We start from the raw sequence: 22,033 nt of genomic DNA on the forward strand, positions 1-22,033 counted from the left end.
ATGCGTTATTACTGCTTTTAAATTATAAAGGCTAAGCCGTTTGATAATGGCATATAGCTAACTATTAATATCAAACTACCGTGAGAGCCCGGCGAGGCATATATCCCGACAACATGTTGGGTTATTGCAGAATTGTTTAATCAATTGCCGAGGTTCCATTCGTGAATAATCCATTGCATTCGTATGCGGCCATTACTGCATACCCTTCCGCTCGCCTACAGGATGATCAGGCGACTTCGCATCTTTTCAACGAAAAGAATGCGCAGGCCTATGAAAGCCTTATGGTTCAAGGGGCTGAATGTATAAAGGAAACATTGCTCGGTATCGATAAGCCTTATACCGGCATATTGCCGCATGAACTAAAGCGGCAGTTCGACGAAGTGAATCTGGATGAAAAACTGGGTAACTTCAACGAGGCACTGGAAGAATTAAAAGCGTTGTACCTGAAAGATGCTGTTTACTTCCATCATCCTCACTATGTTGCTCATCTTAATTGTCCTATTGTTATTCCGGCTATTCTTGCCGAACTGGTACTTTCTTCTATCAATTCCTCACTGGATACATGGGATCAAAGTGCCGGCGGCACCTATATCGAACAAAAGTTGATTGACTGGACGGCTGAGCGCATCGGCCTGGGCAGCGAAGCCGATGGGGTGTTTACCAGTGGTGGTACTCAGTCCAACCTGATGGCCATGCTGTTGGCCCGTGATCATGTGTGCAACCGTCAGCCCGGTCACGCCAGCAACAAGACGCAAGGCTTGCCGACCGATTTCAAACGCCTGCGCATCCTGTCATCCGAGGTCAGTCATTTCAGCGTACAGAAATCCGCGGCCATCCTGGGCCTGGGTTATGACGCCGTGATACCGGTACGCAGCGATGCGCGCAAGAAAATGGACTTGAGCGATCTGCGCCGCGTGCTGGAAGAGTGCGAAGCCGAAGGGCTGATTCCGATGGCGGTAGTGGCTACTGCCGGTACTACGGATTTCGGCAGCATCGATCCATTGGAAGACATCGCGGCAATCTGTCGCGAGAAAAAAATCTGGATGCATGTCGATGCCGCCTACGGTGGCGGACTGCTGATTTCGCCCAAATACCGTAACCGTCTGGCCGGTATCGAACATGCCGACTCGGTCACCATCGATTACCACAAATCATTCTTCCAGCCGGTCAGTTGCAGTGCGTTTCTGGTACGGGATCGTCGAGAGCTGGGCCATGTCACCTGCCATGCCGATTATCTGAACCCCAAGAGCCAGACCCAGGAAGGCACACCCAACCTCGTTAACAAGAGCATTCAGACTACACGCCGCTTTGATGCGCTCAAGCTCTGGATGACGTTGCGCACCATGGGTGCGAATGCCTTGGGCAGCCTGTTCGATCACGTGATCGACTTGACTCGTGCAACCTATCCGCTTATCGAGCGTGACCCACGCTTCGACATCGCCCATGCTCCCGAACTGAGCACCCTGGTCTTCCGCTATATCCCCGAGGAGCCGCTGAGTGCCGAGCAGATCGATGCGACCAATGCAGCCATTCGCAAAGCGCTCTCTCGCAGCGGACGCGCCATCGTCGCGGGCACCAAGGTAGGCGGCCAACAGTACCTCAAGTTCACCCTGCTCAACCCCATGACCACCCTGGACGACCTGCGAGGCATTCTCGACGCCATCAAGCATGAAGGTGCCCGTTACGTTAACCAACAATCTGCCCTGGCCACGTGCTGATCTGGAGAACCACCATGACGGCTTCAACCTACGATTTCATCGCGATTGGTGTTGGCCCCTTTAACCTGGGCCTGGCGTGCCTGACTGCTCCCATCGACGAGCTCAATGGATTGTTTCTCGACAAGAACGAGTGCTTCGATTGGCATCCCGGCATGATGCTGGAATCTGCAACCCTGCAGACGCCCTTCCTGGCCGATCTGGTCACCCTGGCGGACCCGACCAGCCCGTTCAGCTTCCTGAATTATCTTAAATCCACAGGCCGCATCTATGCGTTCTATATCAAGGAAGACTTCTTCCTGATGCGCCGCGAGTACAACCAGTACTGCCAATGGGTCATCGATCGGCTGCCCAATATCGAGTTCAACCGATACGTCGAACGTGTCGACCATGATCCGGCAACCGGCCTCTATACGGTGAACTGTACCTGCACCAAAACAGGAGAACGCCTGGTTTATCAGGCGCGCCGTCTGGTCCTGGGAACTGGCACGTCACCCTACATCCCTGACTGCTGCCAGGACGCCAGCAGCCACTTGTCCCACACGTCGACCTACTTGACCGACAAACAGGCTCTACAGGCAAAAAGCATCATTACGCTGATCGGCAGCGGTCAGAGCGCGGCGGAGATCTACTATGACCTCTTGCAGGAGATTGACACGCGTGAGTACACCCTGAACTGGATTACCCGCTCGCCTCGCTTCTTCCCACTGGAGTACAGCAAGCTGACCCTGGAGATGACATCGCCCGAGTACATCGACTACTTCCATCAGCTGCCTACCCACAAGCGTGACGCCTTGATGCGCAGTCAGAAGGGGCTCTACAAGGGGATCAACAGCGCCCTGATCAATGACATCTACGACCTGCTGTACAACAAGAGCCTATGCGGTCCGGTCAGGACCAACCTGCTTACCAACACGGAGCTGCAGGACTGCCGCTACGATGAGCGTACCGGCACCTTTACGCTTACCTTGTTTCAGGAGGAACAGGAGAGCCGCTATACGCTTCAGACTAATGGGCTGGTATTATCCACTGGGTATTGCTACAGAACCCCTCCTTTCCTTCAAGGGTTACGCTCACGCCTGCGCTTCGATGAGCGTGGCCGCTTCGCCGTCAATCGAAACTATACGATTGATACCGCCGGCCAGGAGATCTTCGTCCAGAACGCCGAGCTTCATACGCATGGCCTGGTAACGCCCGACCTGGGCATGGCGTGCTACCGCAACGCCTATATCATTCGCGAGATGCTCGGCCGCGAACATTACCCCGTCGAACGCAAGATCGCCTTCCAGCAGTTCACGGCGCCCTCTTCGACACTGCTCCAGCCGGAGCCGGCCAAGACATGACGCTGCGTACCTCGCTGATCGCCATGACGGCCCTTGCCGTCATCAGCGACACCATGCTGATTCCGTTCTATCCGCAGTACTTTGCCAGCCGTTTCGGTGAAACGCGGCCGGAGCATGTGGGGGCCTATCTGGCCGCCATCTGCTTTACGGTCATGCTCGCGCTGCCCCTCTGGGCGCGCGTGGCGCGGCGGGTGCACCCGATCCGGCTGCTGATCTGGACGCAGCTCGCCGCCGGGTTGCTGTGCCTGTACTGCTATTGGGCATCGGCGCTCCTGGAGTTCTGGCTTGTCTCGCTGGGGATGATCGTGTTCAAGGGCAGCTACCTGCTCATGTACCCCTACGTGATGAGCCTGGAGGACTCCAGGAACCATACCCATACCATCGGCATGCTGTCGGTTGTCGTTCACTTCGGCGCCATCCTAGGCGCCGTGGTGGGCGGCCTGGTCCTTCAGGTACTGGAGCCACGGGATGTCTTTGTGGCGATGGCCTTGGGGGATTTTCTGCAAATGGCGATCTGCCTGCGCCTGCTACGGCGGGAACCACCCCATGCCAAGCCGGAACAAGCCATTACGCACCGTACCGGCAAGGCATGGCCTATCTACCGGCTCTGCCTGCTGATGCTGCTGTTCTATTTCAGCGGCTACCTGGTAAAGCCGTTCTTTACGGTGTACTGGGAGCAGGTCGCTCAGCTGGACCACGCCGCCCTGACCGGACTGGTGTACGCCATTCCTGGTGGCATGGCCCTGCTCGGACTCTGGCTGAACCGGCGTACCAGCAGCCGACAACAGGCCCTGAGCGGTGCGCTGCTGCTGGGTGTGTGCGGCCTGCTGCTTCAGGCCGGTGAGCAGACCGCCCTGATCCTGACTGGCCGCTGCCTGTATGGCTGGGCCATGTTCCAGGTCACGGTACGGCTGGATGCCCTGCTCTTCGAGCTGAGCACGCCCGATGCGTATGCCGCTGACTTCAGCAAGATCAATTTCTTTCAACAACTCGGCGTAGTGGGCTCGTCCTTTGCGGCGGGGTCCCTGGTCAGCACGTTTGGCCTGACTATGCCCTTTCTGATCGGCGCGGCAGGCTTTGCCCTGACCGCCCTTGCCTATCCGCTGCTGGTCCGCACAGCCCAGCCCACGACAACACCTGTTATCGACAAGGGGGTCTGATATGACTGCCATTGCCTTGCAAACACCCATCGATACCCGCCCGTGCTTCAGCAAGCCACAGCATGGACTCGGCCACTTCAGCCTGCGCCCACTCAGCCTGCCAGAGGATACGGCGCGACTACATGATTGGCTGACTCGTGACTATGCACGCTTCTGGGGGATGCAGAATGCGACCCAGGCAGAGGTGGAAACATTCTACCGCGACCTCATGGCCTCTCCTCATGCCAACGCCTACCTGGGTTTACATGATGGCGCACCGGCTTTCCTGGTCGAATGCTATATGCCGCTTCATGACCCGGTAGGCCAGCACTACGACGTGAAGCCAGGTGACCGGGGCATGCATTTTCTCGTCGCGCCCTGCGAGAAACCTGTTTCAGGCTTCACCCTGGCCGTGATGCGAACCATCATGGAATTCATTTTCAGCGATCCCTTTGCCCGCCGCGTCGTCGTCGAGCCCGATGTCCGTAACGACAAGATCCACGTGCTCAATCAGCGTGTCGGTTTCGAGTACGACCGTGTCATTCAACTGGGCGAAAAAACTGCCCACCTCGCCTTCTGCACTCGCGAGCACTACGCCGCCAGCCTTGTAATGGAGAACCGCCCATGAACCAGATGATCACTACTTTGCCCACCGCCACGCCCGGTCAAGCCGCATTGCACCTGACCCCCGAACGTTGGAGCAAGGTCAATCGCCTGCTCGTGCGCAAAGCCCTGGCGGAATTTGCCCATGAAAAGCTTATCGAGCCGGCCTTGATCGCGTCTGAAAACGGTTGGGAGCATTACCGTCTGGACAATGGCAATCCGGCACTGGAGTACCGCTTCCGAGCTCGCAAGCTGGCGCTCGATCATTGGCTGATCGACACCGCCTCGATCGAAAAGACGCAGGACGGCAACGCTGCGCCGCTGGATGCGCTGGAGTTCATCATCGAGTTCAAGGATCAACTGGGTATTCAGGAAAGCATGATGCCGGTCTATCTGGACGAGATCAGCAGCACGCTGTATGGCAGCGCCTACAAGCATGCCAAACCAGGATTAACTGCCGAAGAACTCACCCGTGCTGACTTCCAGTCCGTAGAAACCGGCATGATGGAGGGCCACCCGGGGTTCGTCGCGAACAATGGCCGCATGGGCTTCGACGCGAACGATTACCGCGCCTATGCACCTGAAGCCGCCTCCCCGATCCAGTTGGTCTGGCTGGCTGTACGCAAGACCAAGGCAACGTTCTCATCGTTATCGGACCTGAGCTATGAACGCCTGCTCGAGGAGGAACTAGGCAGCCAGACGGTTGCTGATTTCACTGCTCAGCTGACCGAACAGGGCTTGAATCCGAACGATTACCTCTTCATGCCGGCTCACCCGTGGCAGTGGTTCAATAAGCTTTCCATGGCCTTCTCGGCCGATGTCGCCAACCGCAATATCGTCTGTCTGGGCTTTGGGGAGGATCAGTACCTGGCGCAGCAGTCGATCCGCACCTTCTTCAACACAAGCCACCCTGAAAAGCGTTATGTGAAAACGGCACTGTCCATTCTGAACATGGGCTTCATGCGCGGTCTGTCGCCTTACTACATGCTGGCGACGCCTGCTATCAACGAGTGGCTGAAAGCATTGATTGAAAGCGATCCGTTTTTGACCGAAAACGGCTTCAGTATCTTGCGTGAAGTAGCCTCGGTGGGCTATCGCAACCACTACTACGAGACGGCACTGATCAACGACACCCCTTACAAGAAGATGCTCTCCGCCCTGTGGCGCGAAAGTCCGGTTCCACAACTAAAGCCCGGCCAACGCCTGATGACGATGGCCTCGCTGCTGCATCTGGACGCCCAGGGAGACTCGCTCCTCACGGCGCTGATTGCCTCCTCCGGCGTGGATACGGACACCTGGTTGCGCCGCTATCTCAACGCCTACCTGACGCCCCTGCTGCACTGCTTCTATGCTCACGATCTGGTGTACATGCCTCACGGGGAGAACCTGATTCTGGTACTGGATAACAACGTTCCGTCGCGGGCAATCATGAAAGACATTGCGGAAGAGATCGCCGTGCTGAACCCTGATGCCAAGCTGCCGGAAAAGATCAAGCGACTAGCGGTCTCTGTACCCGAAGAGCTGAAAATCCTGTCGCTCTTCACCGACGTGTTCGACTGCTTCTTCCGCTACATGAGCGCCATTCTGGTGGAAAAAGCCGACTACGCTGAAGACCGTTTCTGGTCGCTGGTAGCCGAGTGCGTCAGCACCTATCAGCAGAGCCACCCTCAATATGCCGAGAAATTTGCCCGATACGACTTGTTTGCGCCCGAGTTCATCCGCTCCTGCCTGAACCGTCTCCAATTGGGCAACAACCAACAGATGGTCAATCTGGCAGATCCGGCTGGAAACCTGAAGCTTGCCGGAACCTTGATCAATCCGATCGCACCATTTAAGCGTTAACGTGAATAAATCCGCTCCGGCTGCCTGCACAGACAGCCGGAGCGGACAGGATGGGAAACCGTAGAAACAGCCAGACGTTGCACCTGTTAATGGCATCTTCACGCGGTGCGCTTAGGATGTAACACCTTCTGCATCACTACTGATGTCGCGTTGTGTTAATTGGATCAAGTAACTTACAGGTGTACGTTCGTCCACCCATAAAGCGAAGTGTCCTGAAATTTGAGAAAATAAGGGATTGCGCACGAAGCGCGTCAGATCTGGGCTGGCAAAGCTATGAATGGTGTTATCGAAGAGCCTAAAGCTTTGCTTGAAGGCCACTGGCTTGTCTTGATTGAAGATGATCCACTTCTGCAAAGTATCTTATCGGGCTTCGTGGAAGAGCTGGGCGGTCGTGTCAGCAGCTTCGAGACCGCTGATGATGCGTTGGTTTACATGCTCAGTGCAGGTGAAAAGCCCTCTCTGGTCGTCACCGATCATCTGGTGCCTGGGCAGATCAAGGGCGCCGAGCTGGCAACCATGGTTGGCGCACGCTGGCCAGGTCTTTCAGTCATTGTAACCACCGGACGTGATCTGGAGACCATTCCTGAGCTACCAGACGGCATGCTTTATCTACAGAAGCCGTGGGACTTGGTACAGATGAAAAAAGCCATTATCCAGATGCTGAAGAAAACATCTGTCAGTCTTTGAATAAAGCCTATGGCCACAGTAGGACTAATTCGCTTGTTTTGAGCGCCCGTTAAAGAGACCAAGCGCGCAGTCTTGCCCTTGCCTACCCTTCCTCTTTCCGAGCAAGACGAACTTCCACTACTTGTGGAAGTGACACGCTATGACAGTGCCGGTCGACATTACCTTTCCGAGCAGACCGCCATGATGAGAGACACTGCCACCCACATGTCGCCTGCTCAATAGTAAGGGTCGGTGGCAGACCACCGCGCTTGGGAAACCGCCTCTACAGTTCAGAACGGTAGCGTTTGATACCACCAGGCCACCTATCCTCACTATCCTAATAATCCGTGCGCCTGCTCTTTCCTGCCCGTTGCGAATCCCTTTCCTCTGGAGCGTGATCATGACCCAGGCAGCACCCGGTTCCGTCGACACCCATACGTTGCGAAAAGTCATTGCCGCCGCCTCGATCGGTAATTTCGTCGAGTGGTTCGACTTTGCCATCTATGGCTTTCTTGCAACGATCATTGCCGAGCAATTCTTTCCCAGCGGCGACGCGAAAGCCGCTTTGCTCAAGACCTTTGCCGTATTCGCCGTCGCCTTTGCCTTCCGGCCGTTGGGCGGCATCGTTTTCGGCATGCTGGGCGATCGGATCGGCCGCAAGAAGATACTGGCCCTGACAATCCTGATGATGGCCGGTGCCACGACGCTGATAGGCCTGTTACCTACCTATGCCGTCATAGGCATGGCCGCTCCGCTACTGCTGACCGTTATCCGATGCGTCCAGGGATTCTCGGCCGGAGGCGAATACGCTGGTGCCTGCGCCTATGTCATGGAGCATGCACCACGGGAAAAACGCGCCACGTACGGAAGTTTCGTACCCGTATCGACGTTCTCGGCCTTTGCCTGTGCAGCCGTATTGGCCTACGGTCTGGATGCTACGCTTACCAAAGACGCCATGGCCAGCTGGGGCTGGCGTATACCCTTTCTTATTGCAGCGCCTCTAGGCCTCGTAGGCCTATATTTGAGGTTGCGGCTAGGCGAGACCCCGGCGTTCCAGTCTGTCGAGGCTCAACACGCAGTAGCACACGCGCCACTGCGTGAAACGCTCAAGTCCAATGGCGGAGCTATCTGTCGGCTGGGCGCGTTTATTTCCGTGACGGCCCTGTCCTTCTACATGTTTACAACCTACTTTGCGACTTACCTGCAGGTAGCCGGTGGGCTTGATCGCGCCTCCGCCCTTCTGGTTACCGTCATTGCCCTGGTTTTTGCAGCCATGTTATGCCCATTCGCAGGTCTCTTTTCCGACAGGGTCGGGCGCAAGGCTACCGTATTTACAACCTGTACCTTACTGATCGTTGTGGTCTATCCGTCGTTCTGGATGGCCAGCTCAGGCAACCTGCTGCTGTCGGTTCTGGGTGTACTGCTGTTGGCCGTCGGAGCGGTACTGTCCGGTGTCGTCACCGCTACACTGCTGTCAGAAGTCTTCCCCACCCGGACGCGTTACACCGCCTCCGCCATTACCTACAACATGGCTTATACCGTTTTCGGCGGTACTGCGCCTCTCATGGCAACCTATTTGATTGCACAGAGCGGTAGCAACCTGGCACCAGCGTTCTATCTCATCGCGATATCCGTAATGGCGTTGATCGGAGGTCTGCTGCTACCCGAGACGTCAAAGGTTGAACTGAGCGAGGTAACCGGGCGTGTGCCCGCTGCGGAGACGGCTTCCTTGACCAGCATGACCACCTGAGACGCTTTCAGCGTCAGGCGGCAAACCTGTCCATCGCCTGAACGTTTGTCAGCCTTTGTAACGACCAGGGAACAGGACGTCTCGCAGTGGAGTCCCCTTTAGATACCGATTGGTTCTATATGGAGATAACACACGATGAAAGCCCTGCATGAACCACTAATGGCCACACGCAAATCCCAGCAGTCACTCAATGAGCCTAATGTACAGGGAACCGAGCGCACCCTTTCCCTTGTAGGTGGTGGCTTACTCCTGGCAGGCGGCCTGCGCCGTGGCGGTCTTCTGGGGCTGGCACAAATGGCCTTGGGCGCACTGGTAACAGCCCGGGGCGTCACTGGTCGTTGCAAGGCCAAGGCAGCGCTTACGCCTACGCCATACGAATCGCTTCTGCAGGAAGAGTACGGCTGGACCAATGCCGAAGCAATTTCCCGCACGATTACCATTGGCAAACCGCGTGCCGAGGTCTACGACTTCGTACGCAGCATTGAAAATCTCCCCCTCTTCCTGCGTCGCCTCGAACGCGTCCAGCAGATGGACGCCACTCACTATCGCTGGGTTGCGGTAGGTCCACAGAATCGGACAGTAGAGTGGAATGCGTTCCTGGAGGAAGAGATTCCGCAGGAACGTATCGTCTGGAGCACCGAATCCACAGCATACCTTCAGCATAAAGCCACCCTCACCTTCAGAGATGCCCCTAACGGCATGGGAACGGAGTTACAGGTCGTTCTGGCGTGCGAACCGCCAGCCGGCCGGGTAGGTTATGCCGCAGCCAGTCTGATCAGCCAATTCTCGGGACGTGAGCTTAATCTTGATTTGCGTCGCCTGAAGCAGCTCCTGGAGACCGGCGAGATTACCAATAGCCTCATGAGAACAGGTGCTGTCGAACGGGTCCCGGTGGATGAAGTGTCAGCAACCGTACCGTTGGAAGGCGAAGTGATCAGCGAGCCGCGCACCATCGCGTCACATACCGATGAGACTCGTCAGGGAGGGGCTTACTGATGCGCGCACTCACCTGGCAAGCCCCTAATGTTCTTCAAGTAGAAACCGTACCGGACCCGGAAATCGTTAATCCACGCGATGTCATTCTGCGCGTCACCATGTCATCGGTATGCGGCTCCGACCTTCACCTGCTGGGCGGTTACGTGCCGGCCATGAAGCCGGGAGACATCATCGGCCATGAATTCATGGGTGAGGTAGTTGAAGTTGGCTCCGGCATTAGCCAATTTAAGAAGGGTGATCGCGTTGTTACCATTTCCATCATAGGGTGCGGCAACTGCGAACACTGTCAGCGTAGCGATTTTTCCTGCTGCGACAACTCCAACCCGAATCCGGAAACGACAGATCTGGCCTACGGTCAACCGTGCTGCGGCATTATTGGTTACAGCCATGCCTTTGGCGGATATGCCGGAAGCCATGCGACGTATATCCGGGTGCCCTTTGCCGACGTCAACCTGTTCAAGGTGCCCGACGGCGTTACCAATGAGCAGGCAGTCTTTGTGTCGGACGCTGCGCCGACTGGCTATTTTGCTGCTGATAATGCTGATATCCAGCGGGGCGATACTGTCGCCGTCTGGGGCTGCGGCGGTGTTGGCCAGATGGCCATTCGCATCGCCTACCTAATGGGTGCCGAACGGGTTATTGCTATCGACCGCTTCGCCTCTCGCCTTGAACTGGCCGAGAAGAAGGCCGGGGCGATTACCATCAATTACGAAACCACGAATGTCCACGAAGCCTTGCTGGAGTTGACCGGTGGGCGCGGGCCGGACCGCTGCATCGACTGCGTCGGCATGGAAGCACACGGCACCGAGCTGGATTATGTATACGACAAGACTAAACAACTGATGCACCTGCACACTGAGCGCGGCACTGTGCTTCGTCAGGCCATTCGGGCCTGTCGCAAAGGCGGGACGGTATCCGTGGTGGGCGTTTACGGCGGCCTCCTGGACAAATTCCCCATGGGCGCCATCGTCAACAAAGCCCTTACGGTTCGCTCCGGCCAGCAGCCAGGCCAGCGGTATGCCAATAAGTTGTTCGAGCACATTCAGAAAGGCGAGCTGGATCCGTCCTATCTGCTGACGCACCCGATGAGTCTGGAAGATTCACCGCGCGGTTATGCCATGTTCAAGGAAAAGACCGAGGACTGCATGCGCGCGGTATTCATGCCGTAAATGGGAGTTGTGCATGGACGACGAGAAGGATCACCCACCTCCAGAGCCCACCAAGCTGACCCAGTCCAAAGAGCGCTGGGTCAGTGAGGGGCGCTATCTGACAGGCCGTATTTCACGGCCTGAAGAGGAGCGTTTACCGCCCGGTCAGCATCTGGTCAAGAACTGGCCCATACTGGATCTGGGCGTCAGGCCAACCGTTACTCGTGAGCGTTGGCAGCTAAACGTAATCGGCGCTGTGAAAAACCCGCAGAACTGGAACTGGGAAGCCTTCATGGCGCAACCCCAGTCTCGATTGGTCAGTGATATTCACTGTGTAACCAGCTGGTCTCGCTACGACAATCAATGGCAGGGCGTAACCACACAGGACCTGCTGGATCGTGTACAGCCGCACCCGGACGCGCGTTTTGTACTGCTCTACTCCAACGACGGGTATACCACCAACCTGACGCTGGAGGATTTCGCAGCTCAGGGCGCCCTGCTTGCCCACTCCTGGGAAGGTAATCCCCTCTCAACCGAGCACGGCGGGCCGGTACGCCTGATCGTACCCCACCTGTACTTCTGGAAAAGTGCCAAGTGGATCAGGCGAATCCAGTTTCGGGTCAGCGATGTGCCCGGCTATTGGGAAGAGCGCGGGTATCACAATCGTGGTGATCCCTGGCAGGAAGAACGCTATTCCGACGATGAGTGATGCCTTCAGGCATCACTCACTCTTGTTTTCATCAAGGGAAGTTGGCCTGTAATGCCCTTTCCAAATCGTCAGGCTTGAACGGCTTGGCCAGAACCGGCCGATTTTTCCACTCTTCCGGCAACCCGTAGGCCCCATAACCAGTAGAGAACATAAAGGGGATGTCGCGCGCGGCCAGCTGCTCGGCAATCGGAAAAATTTCACGCCCACCTACATTCACATCCAAAATGGCCAGATCGAAGGTTTCTGAGCTGGCCAGCCGCATGCCTTCATCAAAATCAGCCGCGCTACCTGCCACGTCGTAGCCAAGCTCATCCAGGATATCTTCAAGCAGCATGGCGATCAGTGTTTCGTCTTCGACAAGCAGGACACGTTTACGGGTAGTGGTCAAACGAAGCTTCCTTTGGGCCTGACCTGCAGGCACAACAGCGGGATGGATAGGTGACATTCGAGGCCTTGCGGTACGAATGTAGTTACGACGCGCCCTTTCAGTTCACGCGTAATGCTGCGATCGATCAGGCGAGAGCCAAAGCCTTTGGTCTGGGGAGTCTCGACAGTGGGACCGTCGCGCTCCAGCCAGCTGAGTTCCAGGCAATCATGCCCCGTATGCTCATCTTTACCGACATACCACTCCAGCTGCAAGCGCCCTTCCGGGACGGAGAGTGCGCCGTATTTTGCGGCATTGGTGATAAGTTCATGAAAGACCATGGCCAAGGCCAGTGCTTCTCGGGGCTCAAGCGCATGATCACTGCCAAAAAGCGCAATGCGGTCAGACTTTTCCTGCTCAGTATAAGGCGCAATCTCCTGCTCGATTACCGCTCGGAGTTGAGCCCCTTGCCATTGCCCATGGGTCAGCAGGTCGTGGGCCTTGCTCAAAGCCAGCAAACGGGCATCGAATGTTTCGCGGAATCGAGACTCGGCATTTGCGCTACGCAGGCTATAGGTTGCAATGGACTGCACCGTCATCAGCGTGTTTTTCACCCGGTGGTTCAACTCATTGATAAGCTCGCGCTGCTGAGCCTCCGCCTTCTTGTGCCGGCTGATATCCACACACATATTGACGGCGCCGGTGATTTCACCTTGCGCGTTACGCAAGGGGGACGGGTACGCCGCGAATGGAACACGCGAGCCATCCTGCCGCAGAATAAAGCCTTCTCCACCTTGTATGGCCTTACCATCGCTAAGTACTTCAGCCATAAAGCATTCATCATGGTTCAGCTCACGACCATCCGGCCACTGCATCTTCCAAGAGCCGCACCACTGGGCCTTACCCAATCGGGGACGATACCCCCAAAGCTCCACTGCGGCTTCGTTGTAAAAGGTCAGGTAACCCTTCGCGTCGGTGGTGTAAACGGCCACGGCAAGCCCATCGAGCAGCTCACTCAAATGCCGCTCGCTTTCGCGCACGGCTTGCTCGTCTTTTATCCGCTGGGTGATGTTATGGGTCACGGCCAGATGAACTCTACGACCATCCGGCAGGCGCAGCGGAACCGCATGGGTTTCCATGTTTACCCGGGAGCCAGCCAAGCCAATGATGTCGTAGGTCCAGCTGAGCTGCTCACCGTTGCACACGCGCAGGTGATTCGCGATCCATATCTCCCGATGCTCGGGCACGATGAGATCGAATACGCAAGACCCCTGTACCGCTTCAAGGCAGTCGGCCTCAATCATGGCAAGGCCGGCCCCGTTCATCTGCATCAGCGAGCCGTCTTCGGTTACGATCTTGATGCACTCGGGCGTTGCATCAACGATAGCCTGTAGAAAAGCCTGACTTTCCTGCAGTCTTCGCTCGCTTTCCTTGCGCTCGGTGATGTCCTGAAAACAATTGATGGCGCCCTGGATCTGTCCGACCGCATCGAAAATCGGCGAGATGTTAACCAGCACCCAACGCTCCTGCCCCGTCAAGTTCTGGACTCGCAGCTCATGATCGCGCACCGGAGTGCCGGAGCGCAGCACACTGGCCATGGGTGACTCTTCTGGTCGCATCACGCGCCCGTCGGCATGGAAAACCCGGTCGATTCCAATGTAATAGGTTTCACCAGGAACGAGCTCCCGTCCCCACAATTCTGCCGCCTTGCGGTTGTAGCGAACAATGGCTCCCGTCGCGTCACACACGAACGCAGCGGCAGGCAGAAGCTCGAAGACCATGTCGTTCAAGATATCTGACGATAGCGGTGGCATTGAAGCAGGATCAGGGGAAGAGACTTCCAGCGTGCAGTTCATAATCCAGGAGGTGCTCAACAAGCCGGCCATAAAAGGTCGGTATTTTACAGTTTTGTGCCTTAAGCGCGTCATGCCCGTCTCGACAAACGGTCATTAACCGATCAAAGGATTATCGCCTCGTCGGAACAAGCGAACCGATTTGCCCTTCCCTGCTTCAAACATGGCGTATTGATGTTGAGGCCGTTATGCAAGCTAAGCAATTTTCCCTGGCAGACTGGCACCGCATTCTCATCGGCGAAACACCTTGGACGTTCCTGATAGAAGTGGTTATCCGGGCTGGGCTAACCTATATTCTGATCATGATGGCCATGCGGCTCCTCGGGCGGCGCGTGGCTTCCCAATATACGCTCTTCGAACTCTCCGTAGTCGTTACCCTGGCCGGTGCGATTGGTGTACCACTACAGTCTCAAGAGCGCGGAATGTTACCGCCGCTGATCATCATGGCAGGCGTCATTATCTTCCAACGAGTGACTGCGCGCCTGACCATGCGCCATCCCAAGGTAAACCATGCCGTCTCGGGCAGTGTGATGACTGCCATCACCAATGGGCGACTGGAACTGGAGGTCTTGCGAAAGACTGTCCTGTCTCGGGAAAAAATCTTTGCACTACTGCGCATGCGCAACATTCAGCACTTGGGCCAGCTCAGCCGCGTCTATATCGAGCCTTCCGGCTCCATTTCCATCGTACTGACTGACCAGCCCTGCCCTGGGCTTTCTATTATTCCGGAGATCGACACCGAGTTGCGGGAAGCAGTAGCCAGCCGGGACCATTTTTCCTGTACGAGCTGCGGGTACACACTCAAGACTCAGCAAGAACCGCAATGTGCCTGCGATTACTGCAAGGCTGAGCGCTGGATGCCAGCCGCTGTAGAGCTGGAGGACTGAATGCTGAACGTTACATCCTGGGATTGGCACCGTATTTTGCTGGGCGAAACACAGTGGCCGTTCATGATCGAGGTGGTGCTGCGTACCGGCGTGATCTACCTGCTTCTGCTCATGATGATGCGCATGATGGGCCGCCGTGTTGCCGCTCAGCTCAGCATCTCGGAACTGGCCGTCATGATTACGCTGGGTGCGGCGATTGGTGTGCCCCTGCAGACACCGGAAAAAGGCATCCTGCCTGCTGCTGTCCTCTTGCTGACGGCTCTGGTCTTTCAGCGAGGCCTGTCGTTTCTGTCGTTCAAGAGACGCTCGGTAGAAGTGGCGACCCAGGGGGACTCAACCATTCTCGTCAAGGATGGCCGTCTGGTCATCGATAACATGGTCAAGGCACGCCTCTCACCCGAGCGTATTCACTCCGAGCTGCGCGCGCAGAATATCCAGCATCTGGGCGAGGTTCGCCGTGTCTACCTGGAGTCATCCGGCCACTTCAGCCTGATCAAATACCGTACGCCGCACTATGGACTCTGGCTGCTGCCAACGCCAGACGATGAAATGAGTGAGCGTATCCAGGTCAATAGCCACTATGCCTGCTCACGATGCGGTCACGTAACGGAGTGCAACCCTGCGCCTGAAGATCAGGAGTGCGACTGCTGCGGAAACAAGGAATGGCTACCCGCTGTGAGGCGCCTAGGGGTAAAGATGCAGGAGAAAGAAGACGATCAGAAAGCGTCGGAGTAACCCTACCGCACGCCAGACAATAGCAATTGTAGAGAACTTTCAAACGTGCGCAGCCTTCTATTTCTCATAGGTGGTCGACAGCCCTACTGGGTGTGATCTTAACCATACGCAACAGGGCCTCCCCATCATGAAAGATTATGAGCAGATATTTGACCAACCTGAGTCCATTACAGGTACCAGCGCAGCCGATGAGCTGGATTGCGTTATTGTGGGCGCAGGGCCAGCGGGCCTTACAGCTGCCATCTACCTGGCACGCTTTCACCGCAAGACGCTGATCGTCGACGACGGTGCCAGTCGTGCCGCCTTGATTCCCCTCTCTCATAACTATCCCGGTTTTCCACCCGGCATTTCGGGCAAAGGTCTGCTGGAGCGTTTGCGGGAGCAGGCAACGACCTATGGTGCTCGTTTTGAAAATGCCCGAGTCGATGACATCCAGCAGCGCCCGGAAGGTTTCGAAGTGTTCTTCAATGGCCAGAGCGTGTTGACCCGTCGTGTATTGCTGGCCACCGGTATACAGGATGAATTGCCCGATATGCCTAGTGTGTACGAGGCCATTGCAGCATCTTCCGTGCGCCTGTGCTCGATCTGTGATGGCTACGAGATCAATGGTGATAATGTGGCGGTGTATGGCGAGGCAGAATGCGCCATCTCACACGCTGTATTCCTGCGCACGTTTACGAATCGGGTGACCGTTGTCATACACGGAGAGCCAAAGGCCTGTGAGGAAGCGTTTGCTCTGGCCGAACATTATGACATTCGCCTGATCAGTGATCGCGTTGAAGGCATCCGCCTGCTGGAGGACCAGCAGGTAGAACTCAGGACCTGCAAGGGCGAGATTCATCGGTTCGACATCGTTTACCCGTCTTTGGGCTCTAGAGTCCGTTCCGAGCTGGCCATACGCCTGGGCGCCGAAGCCGACGATACGGGAGCATTAATTGTTGATGAACACCTGCGTACTTCCATTCCAGGCCTGTATGCGGCAGGCGATGTCGTCAAATCACTCAAGCAGATCAGCGTAGCGACCGGCCACGCCGCACTCTGCTCGACGGCCATTCACAACAGTCTTGAGACCAATCCCTGGACAGCGCGGAACGCGGCCCCGACACAGTAAGCAGGCAACAAAAAGGGCCAACCGTATGGTTGGCCCTCGATACAACAGGATACTTACTTCTTGGCAGTTTCACCGGCTTCGGAGCGCGCCATGAACGCCATGGTGACTTCCGGAAGATGCTCTCTCACCCACTCGGCCATGGCAATTTCCTGTGGCAGGATTTGCTCACATACCCGCTTGGTTTCCAGATCGCCAGCCGCTTCGGCGGCAGAGATCAGCACGGTGTACATGGCGATCTCGACGTTCTCAAAGACATAACTGGCCATGGAGCCCTTGACCACTTCGTCAGTCATGAACATGCCGCCCATGGCCTGCCCCATGGCCATGAACTTACCGGTAAAGTCCTTCATGGTGGAGGGGCTGGTCCCCAGACGGGTCAGGCAGCCTTCGATCAGCTGAAGCTGGGACTGGGTTTCTTCAATGTGCTGCTGAATACGGGCGGAGAGCTTAGGATAATTCTCAAGACGTTCCAGCTGGCCCTTCAGCATTTTGTCTGCCTGCTGTTCCATGCCGTGGGCATCTTTGAGCCAGTCGATCAGATGTTCTTGACGAGTAGTCATGTCTCTTCACCTTTTGGTCAGGGTAGAAGTTAGTTAAGCGAAGCGAACTTTCCAACTTAAGCGGCTAAATCCGAAATACATAAGCGGCTGTTATTACTTAAAGTTTTACAACTCTTGTATTAAGTAATGCACAACGCCTTAGTTTCTTCGCTATCCACTTCTGTTTAGTCAACTGCCCTTCTCACAAAGTTCTCGCCAACCATCGCATTACGACCGGTTGAAAAATACATACCCACAGACATAATACCCTCAAATCGCATTCTAGAGCGCTCTGTTAGCAATGAAGCGCCATATGTCTATAGCGAGATGACTTGAATTTATACAAGATTTATACAACAGCCTAGTCGACTCTTTAGTCATAAATGGACTAATCAGATCTAAAAATAAAGTTTCCTCAAAGTACATTCCACTGGTCAGTTATTTTGTGGCAAGAGGAATGCTATGACGCCTCAAGAGTCCATCCTCAGGTGCCACTATTGTGTGCAACCGTGACTATTACTGACGAGGCGATAAAGGGAATTAACCCTCTCCCGAAGCGATTAAACCTGGGGGACAAGATGGATACATTTGCTGGACTTCTGGATATGAAAGGCACGCCGCTGGATAAGCAGCGGTTTACCTGGCGTGAAATGGCCACTCGGCCGATCAGCAAGTTGGATGACGATGCGACGACTCGCATCCGCATCATTCTCATGAATGGCATTGAAACCGAAGCCCTTCGACTCAAGCATATCGGCGCGCGATTCCACAAGGAGCTGCAACCTCATCTGGCCCATATCCGCCGCGTAGAGCACCATCAAGCTACCGCCATCAACTGGCTGATCTCGGGTGACCACTCCCCGCTGGAAACAACCATTGCCTACGAGCAGGTGGCTATTGAAGTTACGGCGGCAGTCGCCCAGAACGAGCCTGACCCCTACCAGGCACAGTCATACCGCTTCGGACTTCTGGAAGACTTCGATCACCTGTATCGCTACTCGGCCATGTATGACCGACTGGAGGGCAAGGATCCGAACAATATCCTGCAAGGGTACACGGACATCATTCCGGGTCGTCCGACCAGCCAGCACCACCGGAATCCCAGTGACGATGTACGTGACAGCTATGACAAAACTACCGCGCAGCTGATCACTAAGATCCATGCGGCGATGATTACCAGCTCGGAATACCAGACTCACGATTATTACATGAATATCGGCAACACGTTTGCCGATCCGGTTGCACGCGCGCTGTATGCGGAAATCGCTTCGGTTGAAGAGCAGCATGTGACCCAATATGAGTCCCTCATGGATGCCAGCGAAACCTTCATGGAAAAGTGGCTGGTTCATGAGGCGATGGAAGTGTATGCCTACGCGAGTTGTGCCGAACAGGAAGAGAACCCGCGCATCAAGGCCCTGTGGGAGCGCTTCCTGGATTACGAACTGGGCCACCTGGAATTTGCCTGTGACCTGTTCAAGAAATACGAGCGTCGCGATCCGGCTGAAGTGCTGGTTGGCGAGCTGCCCAAAATGCGCCCCTTGAAGCGCAACCGCGATTTTGTACGCGAGACCCTTTCGAAAGAAATCGACCTGCGCGCCCACGGCATCCATTACGTACCAAAAGAGCAGGAAGACAGGGCTTCTCAGGATTACCGCAACCACCTGAACTCAGAAGGTATCCCTTCGGATATGGCCTCGGCAGGTTATATCTGGACACCCGGTACCGAACTCTTTCGTAAACCTTGAGGACTCGCCATGACTACTTCTGCACCCATGGGGTTGAATCGCACCGGCGCACAAATGTCCCCGGAGGACACCAAAAGACAAATTGAGGCTACTGAGCAGTTCCGCCAGGATATCCCCCCAGGCGATGCCTCGCGCATTACTGAGGAGCGCGTCAAGTTCATTCGTGAGCATGAAGCTATTGATGAGCAGGTCGGTTCCGTTCCTCCACCTGGCTCGGTGAAAGGCGTACTGAAAACCGGCCTGGACAAAATGATGGGTAAAAACCCTGAATTGCTTCTCGACAAACTAGGCGAGCGCCTAGCCTACGAGCGCACCGGGGTTCGTCTGTATGAAGCCTTCATTGCCAAGGTCGCCGCAGCACCCGATGCCCGCCCGGAGCTTCTGGAAACGCTCAGGACTATCCAGCAGCAGGAAGCCGAGCACATGCAGCTGCTACGGGAGTCCATCGAAACACTGGGTGCGGACCCTACTGCCATGACGCCTTGCGCCCATGTCTCTGGCACCATGGCTCAAGGAATTATCCAGGTACTGACAGACCCCAGAACCAACATGGCGCAATGCCTTAATGCCATGCTGACCATCGAGCTGACAGACAATGCTGCATGGGAGTTGCTAATCGAGCTGGCTCGCCAGGCGAACCATCCCAATATTGCTTCCAGCTTCGAAGTGCCCATGCGCCATGAGGAAGAGCACCTCATCAAGATCAAGACGATGTTGCGTGACGAACTCAAGGCCCAGCTCAGCTGATTGAGTATTGCCTTAACAAAAGGCCCGCATGATGCGGGCCTTTTGTTTGGTCTCAGGAATACGGCGTGACAGGTAGGGCTCGCTTGTGATGCGAACCGCTGTAGTATTTGAAAATAACCTGATAGGCATGGTCACTGACCTTCTTGCCTTCAAGGAAATCATCGATTTCGGCGTAGCTAATGCCAAACGCCTCTTCGTCCGGCTTACCGGGCGACAGTGATTCCAGATCCGCCGTGGGCACCTTGTGCACAAGATTGTCAGGCGCACCCAGGTATTCGCAAATCATGCGTACACGGCGCTTGTTCAACCCATGCAGCGGAGTCAGGTCGCAGGCACCGTCGCCAAACTTCGTGTAGAACCCCATCAGTGCTTCCGCACCATGGTCAGTCCCGATGACCAGCCCCTTGCGGGCCCCCGCCACCGCATACTGGGCAATCATACGCTGACGCGCCTTGACATTGCCCATAACGAAATCCTGCTGCCCTTCATCACGAAAGGCCAGCTTGCTGTCCTGCAAGCCCTGCAACATCCCGTCGGTAGCCGGCTTGATATTCACGGTCAGCACCTCGTCCGCCTGAATGAAGCCCAATGCGCGCTGGGCATCTTCTTCATCCTTCTGCACGCCATAGGGCAGCCGCATGGCAATGAAGCGGGCGTTGTGACCTTCACTACGAGCCTGCTCGACGGCCAACTGGGCGAGACGGCCGGCAGTCGAGGAATCTACCCCTCCGCTAATGCCCAGCACATAGGCCTCCATGCCGGTCTTGATCAGGTAATCCTTGAGAAACTTGATACGCAGCTCGGCCTCACGCTGGGCATCGAATTCGGTGGGTATTTCGAGTGCCTTGATAATGTCACGCTGAATGGATTCGTAATCGTCTGACATGCGTTTAGCCTCTCTCTCCGCGTAATAGTCGTGCATGGAATAATGGAATATTCGTCAAACTGTAGACGGCTGCTGCCAATTGCACGTCCTCCCGGCCACCAAAGAACCGCTCGGTTCGGGAGAAGACTACCAGCTCGCCCTGATAACGAAAGCCCCAGCCAAAGCATACGGTGCCAGGAGGTATTCCATCTACTCCATCCGGGCCTGCAAGCCCCGTGTTAGAGATGGCGACCGCTGCATCACTGTCATGCAGGGCACCGATGGCCATTTCCCGCGCCACCTCTTCACTCGTCAGGTTGAACGTATCGATCGTGTACGGGTGAACGCCCAGCAAACGCTGCTTGGCAGCAGGAGAATAAACGACATAACCGGCATCAAGACAGGATCCACTGCCTGGAATTTCAGACAGCAGGTGAATAACCCGCCCTGCTGTGCAGGACTCGGCTGTCACCAGCAGCATGTCGTACTCTTTCAAATAATCGAGAACCGGTTGGATATCTGACCTCATGGATGCTCCCACGAAACGAAGTGCGCATTTCCGTTATGAAAGGCAGCCGCCGCGCAAGTTCGATTGGAAAGAGCTTACGTACCGTCAGGTGCGCTTCAAATCGTCAGGCACATCCACGTCACGATAGATGCCGGGATCACTGCACTCTACCCAGCGTAGCTCACCTTGCCCAAACAGCCCTCGCCCGCCACGGTCGCCCGTGAGCGCACACAACGCCCTGAAGTAACGACGGCCAAACGCCACCGGATTGCCGGCCACCGGAGTGCCGGCCACCAGGTTACCAGCCACAGGAGTGCCGTCTGGAGAATTACTGGATGCTTGTGAAACGCTGTTCTTTAAAGGGCAGAACGGCACGGCAATTACGTCCTCTGACACCGCCTCGGCTATCTGGCAGAACGTCTCCGGCTGTACAAACGGCATGTCGCCCAAGGCGATCAACCAGCCCCGATGATTTGGCTCAGCCGCAATCGCCTGCGCCAGTGTTTCGCCCATCCCCTGGGTTTGTACGGCCAGTACGTCAAAGCCTTCGCGTCTGGCGAGTGCCGCCACCTCTTCATTATCCGGTCGGGTCACGACCACCCGCCGCTGCCCGACACCCTTGAGATTGCGCAAGGTTTGCTGAAGCACGCGGGTCGACTCGCCTACCCCAGTTTCATACCTGGCCAGCAGCTTGTCAGTCCCGGCCTGGGCGCGAAAGCGACTGCCCTGCCCGGCCGCCATCACGATCACGCATAGCGAATCAGCCAC

Annotated in this window: 21 protein-coding genes; 15 read left to right on the plus strand and 6 right to left on the minus strand. The window is 56.0% G+C overall.

What is annotated here, in order from left to right:
• Positions 1–161: 161 nt before the first annotated feature.
• From JQR86_RS10460 to JQR86_RS10505, 10 genes are all read left to right on the plus strand, one after another.
• Positions 162–1,718: a pyridoxal phosphate-dependent decarboxylase family protein gene (locus tag JQR86_RS10460; RefSeq protein WP_434153534.1), complete on the plus strand. Its 1,557-nt coding sequence runs from the start codon at positions 162–164 to the stop codon at positions 1,716–1,718.
• Positions 1,719–1,732: 14 nt separating this feature from the next.
• Positions 1,733–3,058, plus strand: coding sequence for a lysine N(6)-hydroxylase/L-ornithine N(5)-oxygenase family protein (locus JQR86_RS10465; protein WP_434153535.1), 1,326 nt, complete (start codon positions 1,733–1,735; stop codon positions 3,056–3,058).
• Positions 3,055–4,218: an MFS transporter gene (locus tag JQR86_RS10470; protein WP_434153536.1), complete on the plus strand. Its 1,164-nt coding sequence runs from the start codon at positions 3,055–3,057 to the stop codon at positions 4,216–4,218. Before JQR86_RS10465 ends, JQR86_RS10470 begins: the two co-directional genes overlap by 4 nt.
• A gap of 1 nt (position 4,219) precedes the next feature.
• Positions 4,220–4,825 (plus strand): GNAT family N-acetyltransferase, encoded by a 606-nt coding sequence (locus JQR86_RS10475; RefSeq protein ID WP_125889020.1) that lies wholly within the window; start codon positions 4,220–4,222, stop codon positions 4,823–4,825.
• Positions 4,822–6,642: an IucA/IucC family protein gene (locus JQR86_RS10480; RefSeq protein ID WP_434153537.1), complete on the plus strand. Its 1,821-nt coding sequence runs from the start codon at positions 4,822–4,824 to the stop codon at positions 6,640–6,642. Before JQR86_RS10475 ends, JQR86_RS10480 begins: the two co-directional genes overlap by 4 nt.
• Positions 6,643–6,915: 273 nt before the next feature.
• Positions 6,916–7,329: a response regulator gene (locus JQR86_RS10485; RefSeq protein ID WP_150347523.1), complete on the plus strand. Its 414-nt coding sequence runs from the start codon at positions 6,916–6,918 to the stop codon at positions 7,327–7,329.
• 379 nt (positions 7,330–7,708) lie between these two features.
• Positions 7,709–9,058, plus strand: a complete 1,350-nt coding sequence (locus tag JQR86_RS10490) for an MFS transporter (RefSeq protein WP_434153538.1) — start codon at positions 7,709–7,711, stop codon at positions 9,056–9,058.
• A 159-nt stretch (positions 9,059–9,217) separates the two neighbouring features.
• On the plus strand, positions 9,218–10,054 hold the full coding sequence (locus JQR86_RS10495) for an SRPBCC family protein (RefSeq protein WP_434153540.1): 837 nt from the start codon (positions 9,218–9,220) through the stop codon (positions 10,052–10,054).
• Positions 10,054–11,223, plus strand: coding sequence for a zinc-dependent alcohol dehydrogenase (locus tag JQR86_RS10500; RefSeq protein WP_010798103.1), 1,170 nt, complete (start codon positions 10,054–10,056; stop codon positions 11,221–11,223). Before JQR86_RS10495 ends, JQR86_RS10500 begins: the two co-directional genes overlap by 1 nt.
• A gap of 13 nt (positions 11,224–11,236) precedes the next feature.
• Positions 11,237–11,911, plus strand: a complete 675-nt coding sequence (locus tag JQR86_RS10505; protein WP_150347528.1) for a sulfite oxidase-like oxidoreductase — start codon at positions 11,237–11,239, stop codon at positions 11,909–11,911.
• 31 nt (positions 11,912–11,942) lie between these two features.
• On the opposite strand, the gene JQR86_RS10510 is transcribed toward JQR86_RS10505, so the two are convergent.
• Entirely contained in the window at positions 11,943–12,299 is a 357-nt protein-coding gene (locus JQR86_RS10510; protein WP_019365010.1) for a response regulator, read from the minus strand.
• A complete protein-coding gene (locus tag JQR86_RS10515; protein WP_434153541.1) occupies positions 12,296–14,161 on the minus strand; it encodes a PAS domain S-box protein in 1,866 nt (621 codons plus the stop codon). Before JQR86_RS10515 ends, JQR86_RS10510 begins: the two co-directional genes overlap by 4 nt.
• 155 nt (positions 14,162–14,316) lie before the next feature.
• Here JQR86_RS10515 and JQR86_RS10520 point away from each other — a divergent pair, with 155 nt between their 5' ends.
• From JQR86_RS10520 to JQR86_RS10530, 3 genes are all read left to right on the plus strand, one after another.
• Positions 14,317–15,015, plus strand: coding sequence for a DUF421 domain-containing protein (locus JQR86_RS10520; RefSeq protein WP_434153542.1), 699 nt, complete (start codon positions 14,317–14,319; stop codon positions 15,013–15,015).
• On the plus strand, positions 15,016–15,750 hold the full coding sequence (locus tag JQR86_RS10525) for a DUF421 domain-containing protein (protein WP_312271097.1): 735 nt from the start codon (positions 15,016–15,018) through the stop codon (positions 15,748–15,750).
• A 127-nt stretch (positions 15,751–15,877) separates the two neighbouring features.
• Positions 15,878–16,861, plus strand: a complete 984-nt coding sequence (locus JQR86_RS10530) for an NAD(P)/FAD-dependent oxidoreductase (RefSeq protein ID WP_233432143.1) — start codon at positions 15,878–15,880, stop codon at positions 16,859–16,861.
• A 53-nt stretch (positions 16,862–16,914) separates the two neighbouring features.
• Here JQR86_RS10530 and JQR86_RS10535 read toward each other — a convergent pair whose 3' ends face one another.
• On the minus strand, positions 16,915–17,421 hold the full coding sequence (locus JQR86_RS10535; RefSeq protein ID WP_010798096.1) for a ferritin-like domain-containing protein: 507 nt from the start codon (positions 17,419–17,421) through the stop codon (positions 16,915–16,917).
• Positions 17,422–17,978: 557 nt separating this feature from the next.
• On the opposite strand from JQR86_RS10535, the gene JQR86_RS10540 reads away from it, so the two are divergent.
• Together JQR86_RS10540 and JQR86_RS10545 are read left to right on the plus strand one after the other, a co-directional pair.
• Positions 17,979–19,145 carry a hypothetical protein gene (locus JQR86_RS10540; protein ID WP_150347533.1) on the plus strand — a complete coding sequence of 389 codons (1,167 nt, stop codon included), beginning with the start codon at positions 17,979–17,981 and terminating at the stop codon, positions 19,143–19,145.
• A 9-nt stretch (positions 19,146–19,154) separates the two neighbouring features.
• The gene (locus tag JQR86_RS10545; RefSeq protein WP_434153543.1) at positions 19,155–19,892 is read left to right on the plus strand and encodes a ferritin-like domain-containing protein; all 738 of its coding nucleotides are present in this window, start codon (positions 19,155–19,157) and stop codon (positions 19,890–19,892) included.
• 52 nt (positions 19,893–19,944) lie between these two features.
• Here JQR86_RS10545 and nadE read toward each other — a convergent pair whose 3' ends face one another.
• The 3 genes from nadE to JQR86_RS10560 form a co-directional block, all read right to left on the minus strand.
• Complete coding sequence (gene nadE, locus JQR86_RS10550) at positions 19,945–20,778, minus strand: ammonia-dependent NAD(+) synthetase (protein ID WP_122042709.1); 834 nt, start codon at positions 20,776–20,778, stop codon at positions 19,945–19,947.
• A 4-nt stretch (positions 20,779–20,782) separates the two neighbouring features.
• Positions 20,783–21,286, minus strand: a complete 504-nt coding sequence (locus tag JQR86_RS10555) for a CinA family protein (protein ID WP_010798092.1) — start codon at positions 21,284–21,286, stop codon at positions 20,783–20,785.
• Between the two features lie 84 nt (positions 21,287–21,370).
• Positions 21,371–22,033 carry an NTP transferase domain-containing protein gene (locus tag JQR86_RS10560; protein WP_197870320.1) on the minus strand — a complete coding sequence of 221 codons (663 nt, stop codon included), beginning with the start codon at positions 22,031–22,033 and terminating at the stop codon, positions 21,371–21,373.

Origin of the sequence: Pseudomonas sp. JZ134 (assembly GCF_051027695.1) — a bacterium.
Taxonomy (GTDB): Bacteria; Pseudomonadota; Gammaproteobacteria; order Pseudomonadales; family Pseudomonadaceae; genus Chryseomonas; species Chryseomonas luteola.